Source organism: Stutzerimonas azotifigens (genome assembly GCF_013522725.1).
Taxonomy (GTDB): domain Bacteria; phylum Pseudomonadota; class Gammaproteobacteria; order Pseudomonadales; family Pseudomonadaceae; genus Stutzerimonas; species Stutzerimonas azotifigens_A.
Map to the genome: position 1 here is coordinate 150,072 of NZ_JAAMRF010000007.1, position 14,307 is coordinate 164,378.

General features: G+C 61.1%; 8 protein-coding genes. 6 read left to right on the forward strand and 2 right to left on the reverse strand.

Features of this window, described 5'->3' with window-relative positions:
- Positions 1 to 10: 10 nt before the first annotated feature.
- On the reverse strand, positions 11 to 970 hold the full coding sequence (locus tag G7026_RS14620) for an AAA family ATPase (protein ID WP_181071647.1): 960 nt from the start codon (positions 968 to 970) through the stop codon (positions 11 to 13).
- Positions 971 to 1,200: 230 nt separating this feature from the next.
- Here G7026_RS14620 and G7026_RS14625 point away from each other — a divergent pair, with 230 nt between their 5' ends.
- Positions 1,201 to 6,051, forward strand: coding sequence for an NAD-glutamate dehydrogenase (locus tag G7026_RS14625; RefSeq protein WP_181071648.1), 4,851 nt, complete (start codon positions 1,201 to 1,203; stop codon positions 6,049 to 6,051).
- A 240-nt stretch (positions 6,052 to 6,291) separates the two neighbouring features.
- Here G7026_RS14625 and gltA read toward each other — a convergent pair whose 3' ends face one another.
- Positions 6,292 to 7,563, reverse strand: coding sequence for a citrate synthase (gltA, locus tag G7026_RS14630; protein ID WP_181071649.1), 1,272 nt, complete (start codon positions 7,561 to 7,563; stop codon positions 6,292 to 6,294).
- Positions 7,564 to 7,913: 350 nt separating this feature from the next.
- Between gltA and sdhC the strand changes: the two genes are divergently transcribed.
- From sdhC to G7026_RS14655, 5 genes are all read left to right on the forward strand, one after another.
- A complete protein-coding gene (gene sdhC, locus G7026_RS14635; RefSeq protein WP_174236501.1) occupies positions 7,914 to 8,300 on the forward strand; it encodes a succinate dehydrogenase, cytochrome b556 subunit in 387 nt (128 codons plus the stop codon).
- Entirely contained in the window at positions 8,294 to 8,662 is a 369-nt protein-coding gene (gene sdhD, locus G7026_RS14640) for a succinate dehydrogenase, hydrophobic membrane anchor protein (RefSeq protein ID WP_181071651.1), read from the forward strand. Before sdhC ends, sdhD begins: the two co-directional genes overlap by 7 nt.
- 3 nt (positions 8,663 to 8,665) lie before the next feature.
- Positions 8,666 to 10,438, forward strand: a complete 1,773-nt coding sequence (gene sdhA / locus G7026_RS14645) for a succinate dehydrogenase flavoprotein subunit (protein WP_181071652.1) — start codon at positions 8,666 to 8,668, stop codon at positions 10,436 to 10,438.
- A gap of 11 nt (positions 10,439 to 10,449) precedes the next feature.
- A complete protein-coding gene (locus G7026_RS14650) occupies positions 10,450 to 11,154 on the forward strand; it encodes a succinate dehydrogenase iron-sulfur subunit (protein WP_181071653.1) in 705 nt (234 codons plus the stop codon).
- Positions 11,155 to 11,436: 282 nt separating this feature from the next.
- Complete coding sequence (locus tag G7026_RS14655; protein WP_181071654.1) at positions 11,437 to 14,268, forward strand: 2-oxoglutarate dehydrogenase E1 component; 2,832 nt, start codon at positions 11,437 to 11,439, stop codon at positions 14,266 to 14,268.
- The last annotated feature ends 39 nt before the right edge of the window (positions 14,269 to 14,307 follow it).

A 14,307-nucleotide genomic window follows, 5' to 3' on the forward strand; every position in this document is an offset into this window, starting at 1 on the left:
GCCTGTTGCATCAGGCCACCGCCACCACGTCGAGGATGCGCTGGATGACCCTGTCCTGGTCGATACCTGCCGCCTCGGCTTCGAACGAGAGGATCAGACGATGGCGCAACACGTCGAAGGCCATCGCCTGGATGTCTTCCGGGCTGACAAAGTCGCGCCCGGCGAGCCACGCATGGGCGCGTGCGCAACGGTCCAGCGAGATGGAGCCGCGCGGGCTGGCGCCATAGGCGATCCACTCGGCCAGCTCCGCGTCGAACTTGGCCGGGGTACGCGTGGCCATGACCAGTTGGACCAGGTATTCCTCCACCGCATCGGCCATATAAAGGCCGAGAATCTCCTTGCGCGCCGCAAAGATCGACTGCTGGCTCACGCGATGTTCCGGCGCGGCTTCGCCATTGATGGCCTCGCCGCGTGCCTGCTGGAGGATGCGGCGCTCCACAGAAGCGTCGGGAAAGCCGAGCTTCACGTGCAGTAGAAAACGGTCGAGCTGGGCCTCGGGCAACGGGTAGGTGCCTTCCTGCTCGATCGGATTCTGCGTGGCCATCACCAGAAACAGTGGAGAGAGGTCGTAGGTGCTCCGTCCGACGCTGACCTGGCGCTCGGCCATGGCTTCGAGCAGGGCCGACTGAACCTTGGCCGGCGCGCGGTTGATCTCGTCGGCCAGTACCAGATTATGGAAGATCGGCCCCTGCTGGAACACGAAGCTGCCGGTCTCGGGGCGGTAGATCTCGGTACCGGTGATGTCGGCAGGCAGCAGGTCCGGGGTGAACTGGATGCGGTGGAATTCAGCCTCGAGCCCTTCGGCAAGCTCCTTGATGGCACGTGTCTTGGCCAGGCCGGGGGCGCCTTCGACGAGCATGTGGCCGTCGGCGAGCAGGGCGATGAGCAGGCGTTCGATGAGCCGTTCCTGGCCGAGGATCTGGGTGGAGAGAAATTGTCGCAGCGAGACGATCGCTTCACGGTGGTCCATCGTTTCGTCACTTCCAAAGGGGCTACGGGCATTAGGCGGTGCGCTGACGCGGCGGGGCGGTTGACGCTGCGGTCGGGCGCCCGGTCGTGCGATTCCAGGCAACGTAAAAAGGCGTGAAAAAGAGTGTCACTTTACTGCATCTGCCGCCGTCTAGACTAACGTGGAACCATCGTCCTGTGGGGTCAGTCACTACCGGGGACCTCTTTCACCAAGCCAAACGGAGTTGATCAATGGCGTTCTTTACAGCGGCCAGCAAAGCCGACTTTCAGCACCAACTGCAAGCGGCACTGGCGCAGCATGTAGGTGAGGAGCTACTGCCACAAGTAGGGCTCTTCGCCGAACAGTTCTTCGGTATCACTTCCCTCTCTGAACTCACCGAGCGCCGCATGACCGACCTGGTCGGATCGACCCTGGCGACCTGGCGACTGCTCGAGCGCTTCGACCCGGCGACCCCCGAAGTCAGCGTCTTCAACCCCGACTACGAGAAGCACGGCTGGCAATCTACCCACACGGTGGTCGAGGTCCTGCATCCGGACATGCCGTTTCTGGTCGACTCCGTACGTATGGAGTTGACCCGTCGCGGGTTCAGCATCCACACCCTGCAGAACAGCGTGCTGAAGGTGCGCCGCGATGGCGAAGGCGTTCTCCAGGAAGTCATACCCAAGGGCGCCGATAGCACCGGTTGTCATGCCGAGTCGGTCATTTTTATCGAGATCGACCGCTGCGCCGGTGCCGCCGCGCTGCGCGAACTGGAGCAGGCGCTGCTCAGCGTGCTGGCCGATGTCCGTCTCGCCGTAGGCGATTTCGCCGCCATGAAGGCCAAGGCCGCGGAGCTGCAGCAGCAGGTGGACGCCAGTTCGCTGCAGGTGGAGGGCGTAGAGCTGGCCGAGATCAAGGCGTTCCTCGACTGGCTGGTGGACAACAACTTTACCTTCCTCGGTTATGAGGAGTTCACCGTCGAGCCCCGCGAAGACGGCGGGCGCCTGGTCTATGACGAAGGCTCGCTGCTGGGGCTGTCCAAGCGTCTTCGCACAGGCCTGGCCGAGACCGACCTGCATATCGAACCAAAGGCGGTAGCGTACCTGAACGAGCCGCTGCTGCTGTCGTTCGCCAAGGCGGCCATCCCCAGCCGAGTGCATCGTCCGGCCTATCCCGACTTCGTCTCGATCCGGCAGATGGACGAGCAGGGGCGGGTGGTCAGGGAATGCCGCTTCATGGGCCTGTTCACCTCGGCGGTCTATACCCAGAGCGTGCGTCACATTCCCTATATAAGGCGTAAGGTCGAGGTCATCGTGCGTCGTGCCGGCTTCGATCACTCGGCTCACCTGGCCAAGGAGCTGGCCCAGGTGCTCGAAGTGCTTCCGCGCGATGAACTGTTCCAGACGCCGATCGACGAGCTGTTCGATACCGCCATCGCCATCGTGCAGATCCAGGAGCGCAACAAGCTGCGGCTGTTCCTGCGCACCGATCCCTATGGGCGCTTCTGCTACTGCCTGGTCTATGTGCCGCGTTTCAGCTACTCCACCGAAACGCGCCTGCGTATCCAGCAGGTCCTGATGGACCGGCTCAAGGCGAGCGACTGCGAGTTCTGGACCTATTTCTCCGAGTCAGTGCTGACGCGGGTGCAGTTCATCCTGCGCATCGACCCCTCGCAGCCGCTCAACATCGATACCGCGCGGCTGGAGCAGGAAGTCATCCAGGCCTGCCGTACCTGGCAGGACGAGTACACCAGCCTGGTTGTCGAGCGGTTCGGCGAAGCCCAGGGCACCATGCTGCTGGCCGACTTTCCGAAGGGCTTCCCGGCCGGCTACCAGGAGCGCTTCACGCCCAACTCCGCTGCCGTCGACATGCAGCACGTGCTCAGCCTGAGCGATGAGCGCCCCCTGGTGATGAGCTTCTACCAGCCGATTACGGCGGTGGAAGATCGCCTGCACTGCAAGATCTACCGCATCGACAACCCGCTGGCGCTGTCGGACATGCTGCCGATCTTGGAAAACCTCGGGCTGCGCGTGCTCGGCGAATTCCCGTACCGGCTGCGTCACCGTAACGGTCGCGAGTACTGGATTCACGATTTCGCCTTCACCTATGCCGAAGGGCTCGAGATCGACCTGCTGGAAATCAACGAGCCGCTGCAGGATGCCTTCATCAACATCAGCAACGGGCTGGCCGAGAACGACGGGTTCAACCGGCTGATCCTGAGTGCTGGCCTGACTTGGCGCGAAGTGGCGCTGCTGCGAGCCTATGCGCGCTACCTCAAGCAGATCCGCATTGGCTTCGACCTGGGCTACATCGCCAGCGCGTTGCTCAATCACACCACGGTCACCCGAGAGCTGGTGCGGCTGTTCAAGATGCGCTTCTACTTGGCACGCAAGCTCGGCGAGGGCGATCTGGCAGACAAGCAGCAGCGCCTCGAACAGGCCATTCTGACCGCGCTCGACGATGTCGCCGTGCTCAACGAGGACCGCATCCTGCGCCGATACCTGGCGTTGATCAAAGCCACGCTGCGCACCAATTTCTATCAGCCGGATGTCGACGGCAAAGGCAAGAGCTACATCAGCTTCAAGTTCGATCCACGTGCGATTCCGGAAATGCCGCGGCCAGCACCGAAGTTCGAAATCTTCGTCTACTCGCCTCGGGTCGAAGGCGTGCATCTGCGTGGCGGCAAGGTCGCACGCGGTGGTCTGCGCTGGTCCGATCGAGAGGAGGACTACCGCACCGAAGTGCTGGGCCTGGTCAAGGCGCAGCAGGTCAAGAACGCCGTCATCGTTCCCGGTGGAGCCAAGGGCGGATTCGTTCCGCGTCGCCTGCCGACAACTGGCTCGCGGGATGAAATTCAGGCCGAGGCCATCGCCTGCTATCGCATCTTCATCAGCGGGCTATTGGACATCACCGACAACCTCAAGGAGGGGGTCGTGGTGCCGCCGGCCAACGTGCTGCGTTATGACGAGGACGACCCCTATCTGGTCGTCGCTGCGGACAAGGGTACTGCCACGTTTTCCGACATCGCCAACGGCATTGCCGCCGAATACGACTTCTGGCTTGGCGACGCCTTCGCTTCCGGCGGTTCGGCCGGTTACGACCACAAGAAGATGGGCATCACCGCCAAGGGTGCCTGGGTCTCGGTGCAGCGGCATTTCCGCGAGCGCGGCATCAACGTACAGACCGACCCGGTGACGGTAATTGGAATCGGCGACATGGCGGGCGACGTGTTCGGCAACGGCATGCTGTTGTCCAGCACGCTGCAGCTGGTCGCTGCGTTCAACCACTTGCACATCTTCATCGATCCGAATCCGGACGCTGCGCGCAGCTTTCTGGAGCGTCAACGCTTGTTCGACCTGCCGCGTTCGTCGTGGACCGATTATGACGCCACGCTGATCTCCGCAGGCGGCGGTGTCTTCTCGCGGTCTGCCAAGAGCATCGCGATCACGCCGCAGATGAAGGAGCGCTTCGAGATCAGTGCCGATCAGCTGACCCCCACCGAGCTGCTCAATGCGCTGCTCAAGGCGCCGGTCGACCTGCTCTGGAACGGCGGCATCGGCACCTACGTCAAGAGCAGCGAAGAAACCCACGCCGACGTCGGCGACAAGGCCAACGATGCGCTGCGCGTCAACGGCAGCGAATTGCGCGCCAAGGTGGTGGGCGAGGGCGGCAACCTCGGCATGACTCAGTTGGGCCGCGTCGAGTACGGTTTGCACGGCGGTGCCAGCAACACCGACTTCATCGACAACGCCGGTGGGGTCAATTGCTCCGACCATGAGGTGAACATCAAGATCCTCCTCAACGAAGTGGTCAGCGCGGGCGATATGACCGAGAAACAGCGCAACCAGCTGCTGGTGGAGATGACCGATTCGGTTGCCGAACTGGTCATCCACGACAACTACAAGCAGACCCAGGCGCTGTCCCAGGCCGAACACCACGCGCATGAGCGGGCCGGTGAGTACAAGCGGCTCATTGCAGCGCTGGAAGCCGACGGTTTGCTTGACCGTAACCTGGAGTTCCTGCCGTCGGACGAGGCGCTGGATGAGCGGGCGGCGCAAGGTCAGGGGCTGACGCGTGCCGAGCTGTCGGTACTGATTTCCTACAGCAAGATCGACCTGAAAAACGCGCTGCTCAAGTCCAGCGTGCCAGACGATGCCTATTTCGCTCGCGAGATGGAAACGGCGTTCCCGCCGCTTCTGGCCGAACGCTTCGGCGAGGCCATGTACCGCCATCGCCTCAAGCGCGAAATCGTCGCTACGCAGATCGCCAACGATCTGGTGAACAACATGGGCGTCACGTTCGCCCATCGTCTGAAGTCCGCTACCGGTATGAGCCAGGCGGCTGTGGCCAGCGCCTATATCGTCGTGCGCGACGTGTTCCGCCTGCCGCATTGGTGGCAGCAGATCGAGGCGCTCGACCATCAGGTGCCTGCGCAGCTGCAGCTCACGCTGATGAACGAGCTGACGCGGCTGGGGCGGCGTGCCACACGCTGGTTCCTGCGCAATCGCCGCGACGAGCTCGATGCCGCACGCGACGTGCAGCACTTCGGCCCTCGGGTCGAGGCGCTGTCGATGCGCCTGGACGAACTGCTCGAAGGTCCACCCCACGAGCTGTGGCAGGCGCGCTATGGTCAGTACGTCGAAGCGGGTGTGCCGGAGGAACTGGCGCGTATGGTCGCAGGCACCAGTCACCTTTACACACTGTTGCCGATCATCGAGGCGGCCGAGGTCACCGGCGAAACCCTGGAGAATGTCGCGTCGGCCTATTTCTCGGTGGGCGGTGCGCTCGAGCTGTCCTGGTACATGCACCAGCTGACCAATCTGCCGGTACGCAACAACTGGCAGGCGCTGGCGCGCGAGGGCTTCCGTGACGACTTGGACAATCAGCAGCGCAGCATTACCGTCTCGGTATTGCGCATGCCGGATGGTCCCGAGGAGTTCGATGCCCGCGTGGCGCTGTGGCTCGAGCAGCGTCCGGCGCTGGTCGACCGCTGGAGGGCGATCCTCGGAGAGCTGCGCAGCTCGGGCGATGTCGACTACGCGATGTACGTGGTCGCCAGCCGCGAACTGCAAGATCTGGCGCAAAGCGGTAGCCGTATCTAGCGGTCGGCTGTGAAGAAAAAGCCCCGCTTCGGCGGGGCTTTCTTTTATGCGTTGGAAGATGCCCGCACCGCAACGAGGTTCGCGTGCCATGCAGGCTCGGCATTCGATGAGCGTGGCTACGACGGCTGGCGGAACCTGGGAGCATTTCGCCAGGCTCTGAAAATGCGAACGCCCGATGCAATGCATCGGGCGTTCGAGGAAGCAACCTGGAAAGCTGTAACCCTCCCAGGCGGGCGAGGCTTAGCGTGGCATGTCGCGCTGAGGGTGCCCGGTGTAGAGCTGGCGAGGACGGCCGATCTTGTAAGGGCCGGAGAGCATTTCCTTCCAGTGGGAGATCCAGCCCACGGTGCGTGCCAGGGCGAAGATCACGGTGAACATGCTGGTCGGAATGCCGATCGCCTTGAGGATGATGCCCGAATAGAAGTCGACGTTCGGATAGAGATTGCGCTCGACGAAATAGGGGTCGTTGCGCGCGATTTCCTCAAGCTTCATCGCCAGTTCCAGCTGGGGATCGTTGATGCCCAGCTCCGCCAGGACCTCGTCGCAGGTCTGCTTCATGACCTTGGCGCGCGGGTCGAAGTTCTTGTAGACGCGGTGACCGAAGCCCATGAGCTTGAAGGGGTCGTCCTTGTCCTTGGCCTTGGCCACGAACTTCTCGATGTTCGAGACGTCGCCGATCTCGTCGAGCATGGTCAGCACGGCTTCGTTGGCCCCGCCGTGGGCAGGGCCCCAGAGCGCGGCGATGCCGGCCGCGATGCAGGCGAACGGGTTGGCACCCGACGAGCCGGCCAGGCGGACGGTGGATGTCGAGGCGTTCTGCTCATGGTCGGCATGGAGGATGAAGATCCGGTCCATCGCCTTGGCCAGCGTCGGGCTGATCGGTTTGATCTCGCACGGCGTGTTGAACATCATGTGCAGGAAGTTTTCCGCGTAGTTCAGGTCGTTACGCGGATACATCATCGGCTGACCCATGGAGTACTTGTACGTCATGGCGGCGATGGTCGGCATCTTGGCGATCAGGCGCATCGCGGAAACTTCACGGTGCTGCGGATTATTGATGTCGAGCGAGTCGTGATAGAAGGCCGACAGCGCACCGATCACGCCGCACATGATGGCCATTGGATGTGCATCGCGACGGAAGCCGTTGAAGAAGGTCTTCAGTTGCTCATGAACCATGGTGTGGTTCTTGATGGTGCTGACAAAGGCGGCTTTTTCTTCTGCGCTGGGAAGTTCGCCATTGAGCAGCAGGTAGCAGGTCTCGAGATAGTCGGACTTCTCGGCGAGCTGCTCGATGGGGTAGCCGCGATGGAGGAGCACGCCCTTGTCACCATCAATATAGGTGATCTTGGACTCGCAAGAGGCGGTCGACATGAAGCCTGGATCGAAGGTGAACTGACCCGTGGAGGTCAGGCCTCGAACGTCGATTACATCAGGCCCTACGGTGCCGGATAAAACGGGCAGTTCGACGGGGGCTGCGCCCTCGATGATCAACTGCGCTTTTTTGTCAGCCATGTATGGCCTCCTGTCTTATGCTTGGAATCATCAGAAACCCCCCACGCAGGGCCCGCATCACTATAGTGAGATAAATCTCAAAGTCAATTTGAGAGAAGCCTCTGCGCAGACGGCTTCATGGCGCCCTTTTTGTGTCTGTAGTCAGCTGTTTACGACATTTATATAGGCGCTGCAATGAGCGTTTGGTGGCACTTCACCACATTGTCATTAGCCACCTAACTGTTTATACTCGGCGACCGACCGGCAGGGGCCTTGCCAGCCGATAACTGCAGGTTGTCACTCGTGGGTAGCGGGCACATTCCAGTGCTCATCCCAACAACTTTGCCCTGCGTCTTTTGGGGCTCTCAAGTGTGAAAAACGCCGTGAAAAGCCAAAGACCTGTAAACCTCGATCTTAGGACTATCAAACTCCCCATCACTGCCTACACGTCGATTCTTCATCGTGTATCCGGTGTGATCCTGTTCCTTGGTATCGCCATACTGCTGCTTGCGCTGGACACCTCCCTGTCTTCCGAGGAAGGCTTCGGGCGCGTTCAGGATTACCTTGCCAGTCCGCTTGCCAAACTTGTGATCTGGGGACTTCTGTCCGCACTGTTGTACCACCTGGTGGCGGGCATCCGTCATCTGATCATGGACACTGGCCATGGCGAGACGCTGCAGGGCGGCAAGCTGGGCTCGAAAATTGTTCTCGCCGTTTCCGCGGTGCTGATCGTTCTGGCGGGAGTGTGGATATGGTAACCAACGTCACCAACCTGTCGCGTTCGGGCCTCTATGATTGGATGGCTCAGCGCGTTTCGGCAGTGGTTCTTGCGGCTTATTTCCTGTTTCTTCTCGGATACCTCGTTTCTCACCCGGGCCTCGGTTATGCGGAATGGCATGCGCTGTTTTCGACTAACTGGATGCGCATCTTCAGCTTGCTGGCGCTTGTTTCTCTGAGCGTGCACTCGTGGGTCGGTATGTGGACCATCTCCACCGACTACCTGACCACGATGGCCATCGGCAAGTGGGCGACCGGTGTGCGTTTTCTGTTCCAGGCAGTATGTGGCATCGCGATGTTCACATTCTTCGTCTGGGGCGTGCAGATTCTCTGGGGTATCTGATTCATGGCTAATATTCGTACGCTTTCCTTCGACGCCATCATCGTGGGCGGCGGCGGTGCCGGTATGCGCGCAGCATTGCAGCTTGCCCAGTCCGGCCACAAGACCGCCGTAGTAACTAAGGTTTTCCCGACTCGCTCGCACACTGTTTCTGCGCAGGGCGGCATCACCTGCGCCATCGCCTCGGCCGATCCGAACGATGATTGGCGCTGGCACATGTATGACACCGTCAAAGGTTCCGATTACATCGGTGACCAGGACGCCATCGAGTACATGTGTTCCGTCGGCCCCGAAGCTGTCTTCGAGCTCGAGCACATGGGTCTGCCGTTCTCCCGTACCGAGCAGGGTCGTATCTATCAGCGTCCGTTCGGCGGTCAGTCCAAGGACTTCGGCAAGGGCGGTCAGGCTGCCCGTACCTGCGCCGCAGCCGACCGTACCGGCCACGCGCTGCTGCACACCCTTTATCAGGGGAACCTCAAAGCCGGTACGTCGTTCCTCAATGAATGGTATGCCGTGGACCTGGTGAAGAACCAGGACGGCGCTATCGTCGGTATCATCGCCATCTGCATCGAGAATGGCGAAACCGTCTACATTCGCTCCAAGGCCACCGTGCTGGCCACGGGTGGCGCGGGCCGCATCTATGCGTCGACCACCAATGCGCTGATCAATACCGGTGACGGTGTCGGCATGGCGCTGCGTGCAGGCGTGCCGGTGCAGGACATCGAAATGTGGCAGTTCCACCCGACCGGTATCGCCGGGGCGGGGGTTCTCGTCACCGAAGGCTGCCGCGGCGAGGGTGGCTACCTGATCAACAAGCACGGCGAACGCTTCATGGAGCGTTACGCGCCGAACGCCAAGGACCTGGCCGGCCGCGACGTGGTCGCGCGCTCAATGGTCAAGGAAATCATCGCTGGCAACGGCTGTGGTCCGGATGGCGACCATGTGATGCTCAAACTCGACCACCTGGGCGAGGAAGTGCTTCATAGCCGTCTGCCAGGCATCTGCGAGCTGTCCAAGACATTCGCTCATGTGGATCCGGTGACCGCTCCGGTTCCTGTGGTTCCGACCTGCCACTACATGATGGGTGGCGTCGCCACCAATATCCATGGTCAGGCAATCACCCAGGACGCCAGCGGCAACGATGCCATCATCGAAGGCCTGTTCGCAGTCGGCGAAGTCGCCTGCGTGTCGGTGCACGGGGCCAACCGCCTGGGCGGCAACTCGCTGCTCGACCTGGTGGTTTTCGGTCGCGCTGCCGGTCTGCACCTGGAAAAGGCGCTGAAGGAAGGCATCGAGTACCGTGGCGCCAGCGAGACCGATCTGGATGTCGCGCTCAATCGCCTGGCTTCGCTCAACGAGCGCAGCACCGGCGAAGACGTTGCGCCGCTGCGCAAGGAACTGCAGAGCTGCATGCAGAACTACTTCGGTGTGTTCCGCACTGGCGAGTACATGCAGAAAGGTATCTCCCAGCTCGACGATCTGCGTCAGCGCATCAGCAACGTGAAAATTGCCGACAAGAGCCAATCCTTCAATACCGCGCGTATCGAAGCACTGGAACTCCAGAACCTTCTGGAAGTCGCAGAGGCTACCGCCATCGCTGCGGAAAATCGCAAAGAGTCCCGCGGTGCCCATGCGCGTGAAGACTTCGAAGAGCGTGATGATGAAAACTGGCTGTGCCACACCCTCTATTTCCCGGGTGAGAAGCGCGTAGCCAAGCGTGCCGTGAACTTCGCTCCGAAGACCGTTCCGGCATTCGAGCCCAAGGTTCGGACTTATTAAGGGTGGCCGATATGTTGAAAGTTAGCGTTTATCGCTACAACCCGGATCAGGACGAAAAACCGTTCATGCAGGACTTCCAGGTCAATACCGACGGTAAAGACGTGATGGTTCTGGATGTGCTGGCGCTCATCAAGGAGCAAGATCAGGGTTTCTCCTACCGTCGTTCCTGCCGTGAAGGTGTCTGCGGTTCCGACGGCATGAACATCAACGGTAAGAACGCGCTGGCTTGTATCACGCCGCTGTCGGCAGTGGTCAAGGGCGACCGGCTGGTGGTTCGTCCCCTGCCTGGGCTGCCTGTCATCCGCGACCTGGTCGTGGATATGGGCATCTTCTACAAGCAGTATGAAAAAGTTCGTCCGTATCTGATGAACGATACCCCGGCTCCTGCTATCGAACGACTGCAAACGCCGGAAGATCGCGAGAAGCTGGATGGCCTGTACGAGTGCATCCTGTGCGCATGCTGCTCCACCAGCTGCCCTTCGTTCTGGTGGAACCCCGACAAGTTCCTCGGCCCGGCGGCCCTGCTTCAGGCTTACCGCTTCCTGGCGGATAGCCGCGACACCCGCACCGAAGAGCGTCTGGCGTCGATGGACGATCCGTTCAGTGTCTTCCGCTGCCGCGGAATCATGAACTGCGTCAGCGTTTGTCCGAAAGGGTTGAACCCGACCAAGGCCATTGGTCACGTGCGCAACATGCTGCTGCAAAGCGGTACTTGATAACATCTCCGGTCGCCGTGGCGAGTCTTGCCGCGGCAGCCACCAGGGGGTGGATGTAACACCTGCGGCGCCGATGTCCTCGGCGCCGTAGTTTTAGCCGGAAACCGGGCTCAAAAAGCTCGGGATTCGCCTTGAAATCGATGACCAGCAGGGGCATCCGGGCTGGTACCCGGACTATCTGCGGGGCCCGTAGTGGCTTGGTCGAGTCGCTGCCTCAGCACTCAGGCAAGTCATGCTGCGGTTTCCACGCCGGTGGTGTCCCCTTATAGAGGGTGACCAAGCATGCAAGAAAGCGTAATGCAGCGCATGTGGAACAGTGCCCACCTATCCGGTGGAAACGCTGCCTATGTGGAAGAGCTTTATGAGCTCTACCTGCACGATCCCAACGCTGTGCCAGAGGAATGGCGCACCTACTTCCAGAAGCTTCCCACCGATGGTGGCGCCGCGACCGACGTGTCGCATTCGACCATTCGCGATCATTTCGTCCTGCTGGCCAAAAACCGCAACCGTGCCCAGCCGATATCGGCAGGCAGCGTCAGCAGCGAGCACGAGAAGAAACAGGTCGAAGTGCTGCGATTGATCCATGCCTATCGTCTGCGTGGTCATCAGGCAGCCCAACTTGATCCTCTAGGCCTCGCCCAGCGTCCCGTTCCCGCCGATCTGTCGATCAATCATTACGCCCTCACCGACGCGGATCTCGACACGGTATTCCGTACCGGTGATCTGGCCCTCGGCAAGGACGAAGCGACCCTGCGTGAAATTCACCAGGCGTTGAAGGAAACCTATTGCTCGACCATCGGTGCGGAATTCACCCACATCGTCGATTCCGAGCAGCGCAGCTGGTTCCAGCAGCGTCTCGAAAGCGTGCGCGGTCGCCCATCCTTTTCCGGTGAAGCGAAGAGCCATCTGCTTGAGCGTCTGACCGCCGCGGAAGGTCTGGAAAAGTATCTGGGCACCAAGTACCCGGGTACCAAGCGATTCGGCCTGGAAGGCGGCGAAAGCTTGATTCCGCTGCTCGATGAAGTCATCCAGCGCTCCGGTTCCTACGGCACCAAGGAAATCGTCATTGGCATGGCCCACCGTGGCCGCCTGAACGTTCTGGTCAATACCTTCGGCAAGAACCCGCGCGATCTGTTCGATGAGTTCGAAGGCAAGAAGGTCGAAGGCCTGAGCTCCGGTGACGTCAAATATCACCAGGGTTTCTCCTCCAATGTCATGACCGCTGGTGGCGAAGTGCACCTGGCGCTGGCATTCAACCCGTCCCACCTGGAGATCGTTTCTCCGGTGGTCGAAGGGTCTGTTCGAGCTCGCCAGGATCGCCGTACCGATGCGATCGGCGACAAGGTACTGCCTGTCACCATTCACGGCGATGCGGCCGTGGCCGGGCAGGGCGTGGTGATGGAAACCTTCCAGATGTCGCAGACCCGTGCGTATCGCACAGGTGGCACCATCCGGATTGTGATCAACAACCAGGTCGGCTTCACCACCAACAAGCAGGAAGATGCGCGTTCGACTGAATACGCAACCGACGTCGCGAAGATGATTCAGGCGCCGATCCTGCACGTTAACGGTGATGATCCGGAAGCCGTGCTGTTCGTCACTCAGCTGGCGGTCGACTACCGCATGCAGTTCAAGCGCGACGTGGTCATCGATCTGATGTGCTATCGCCGTCGTGGTCACAACGAGGCCGACGAGCCCAGCGGTACCCAGCCCCTGATGTATCAGAAGATCACCAAACAGCGCACCACCCGTGAGCTGTATGCCGATGCGCTGATCCAGAGCAGCGTGCTCGATGCAAGCCAGGTCCAGGCCAAGGTCGATGAGTATCGCGATGCGCTGGACAACGGTCTGCACGTGGTCAAGAGCCTGGTCAAGGAGCCCAACAAGGAACTGTTCGTCGATTGGCGTCCCTACCTCGGGCATGCCTGGACTGCGCGCCACGACACCCGTTTCGATCTGAAAACGCTGCAGGACCTGTCAGGCAAGTTGCTGGAGACGCCAGAAAGCTTCGTCGTTCAGCGTCAGGTCTCCAAGATTCTTGAAGACCGCCAGAAGATGGGCGCCGGTGCGCTGCCGATCAACTGGGGCTACGCCGAGACCATGGCCTACGCAACTCTGTTGTTCGAAGGCCATCCCGTGCGTATCACAGGTCAGGACGTTGGCCGCGGCACCTTCTCGCACCGCCACGCGGCGCTGCACAACCAGAAGGACGGCAGCACCTACATCCCGCTACAGCATCTCTATGAAGGGCAGCCACGCTTCGACCTGTACGACTCCTTCCTTTCCGAAGAGGCGGTACTGGCGTTCGAGTACGGCTACGCCACCACCATGCCTAACGCGCTGGTGATCTGGGAAGCGCAGTTCGGCGACTTCGCCAACGGTGCCCAGGTGGTGATCGACCAGTTCATCACCAGCGGCGAGCACAAGTGGGGCCGCCTGTGCGGTCTGACCATGCTGTTGCCGCATGGCTATGAAGGGCAGGGGCCGGAGCACTCGTCCGCACGTCTGGAGCGCTACCTGCAGCTGTGCGCCGAGCACAACATTCAGGTTTGCGTGCCGACCACCCCGGCGCAGGTCTACCACATGCTCCGTCGTCAGGTGATCCGTCCGCTGCGCAAGCCGCTGGTCGCGTTGACGCCCAAGTCGTTGCTGCGCCACAAGCTGGCGACCTCGACGCTCGAAGACCTCACCGAAGGCTCGTTCCAGACGGTGATCCCGGAAATCGACTCGCTCGATCCGGCGAAGGTCGAACGCTTGATCCTGTGCAGTGGCAAGGTCTACTACGATCTGCTGGACAAGCGTCGCAACGAGGGGCGTGAAGACATCGCCATTGTGCGCATCGAGCAGCTGTATCCGTTCCCGGAAGACGATCTGGCCGAGGTGCTCGCGCCTTACCAGAACCTCAAGCACATCGTCTGGTGCCAGGAAGAGCCGATGAACCAGGGCGCCTGGTACTGCAGCCAGCATCACATGCGGCGCGTGGCGACGGCGTTCAAGCAGGAGCTGTTCCTCGAGTACGCCGGGCGCGATGCGTCTGCCTCGCCTGCCGTCGGTTATGCCTCAAAGCATGCCGAGCAGCAGGAGAAGTTGCTGCAGGACGCGTTCACCGTTTAAACCTTCGTGCGCGGGGCTGCGATGGCGCGGCCCCGCTGT

Excerpts from the sequence above, each read along its gene's own strand:
- G7026_RS14620 (WP_181071647.1), bottom strand. The coding sequence starts at position 970 with ATGGACCACCGTGAAGCGATCGTCTCGCTGCGACAATTTCTCTCCACC.
- G7026_RS14625 (WP_181071648.1), top strand. The coding sequence starts at position 1,201 with ATGGCGTTCTTTACAGCGGCCAGCAAAGCCGACTTTCAGCACCAACTG.
- gltA (WP_181071649.1), bottom strand. The coding sequence starts at position 7,563 with ATGGCTGACAAAAAAGCGCAGTTGATCATCGAGGGCGCAGCCCCCGTC.
- sdhD (WP_181071651.1), top strand. The coding sequence starts at position 8,294 with ATGGTAACCAACGTCACCAACCTGTCGCGTTCGGGCCTCTATGATTGG.
- sdhA (WP_181071652.1), top strand. The coding sequence starts at position 8,666 with ATGGCTAATATTCGTACGCTTTCCTTCGACGCCATCATCGTGGGCGGC.
- G7026_RS14650 (WP_181071653.1), top strand. The coding sequence starts at position 10,450 with ATGTTGAAAGTTAGCGTTTATCGCTACAACCCGGATCAGGACGAAAAA.
- G7026_RS14655 (WP_181071654.1), top strand. The coding sequence starts at position 11,437 with ATGCAAGAAAGCGTAATGCAGCGCATGTGGAACAGTGCCCACCTATCC.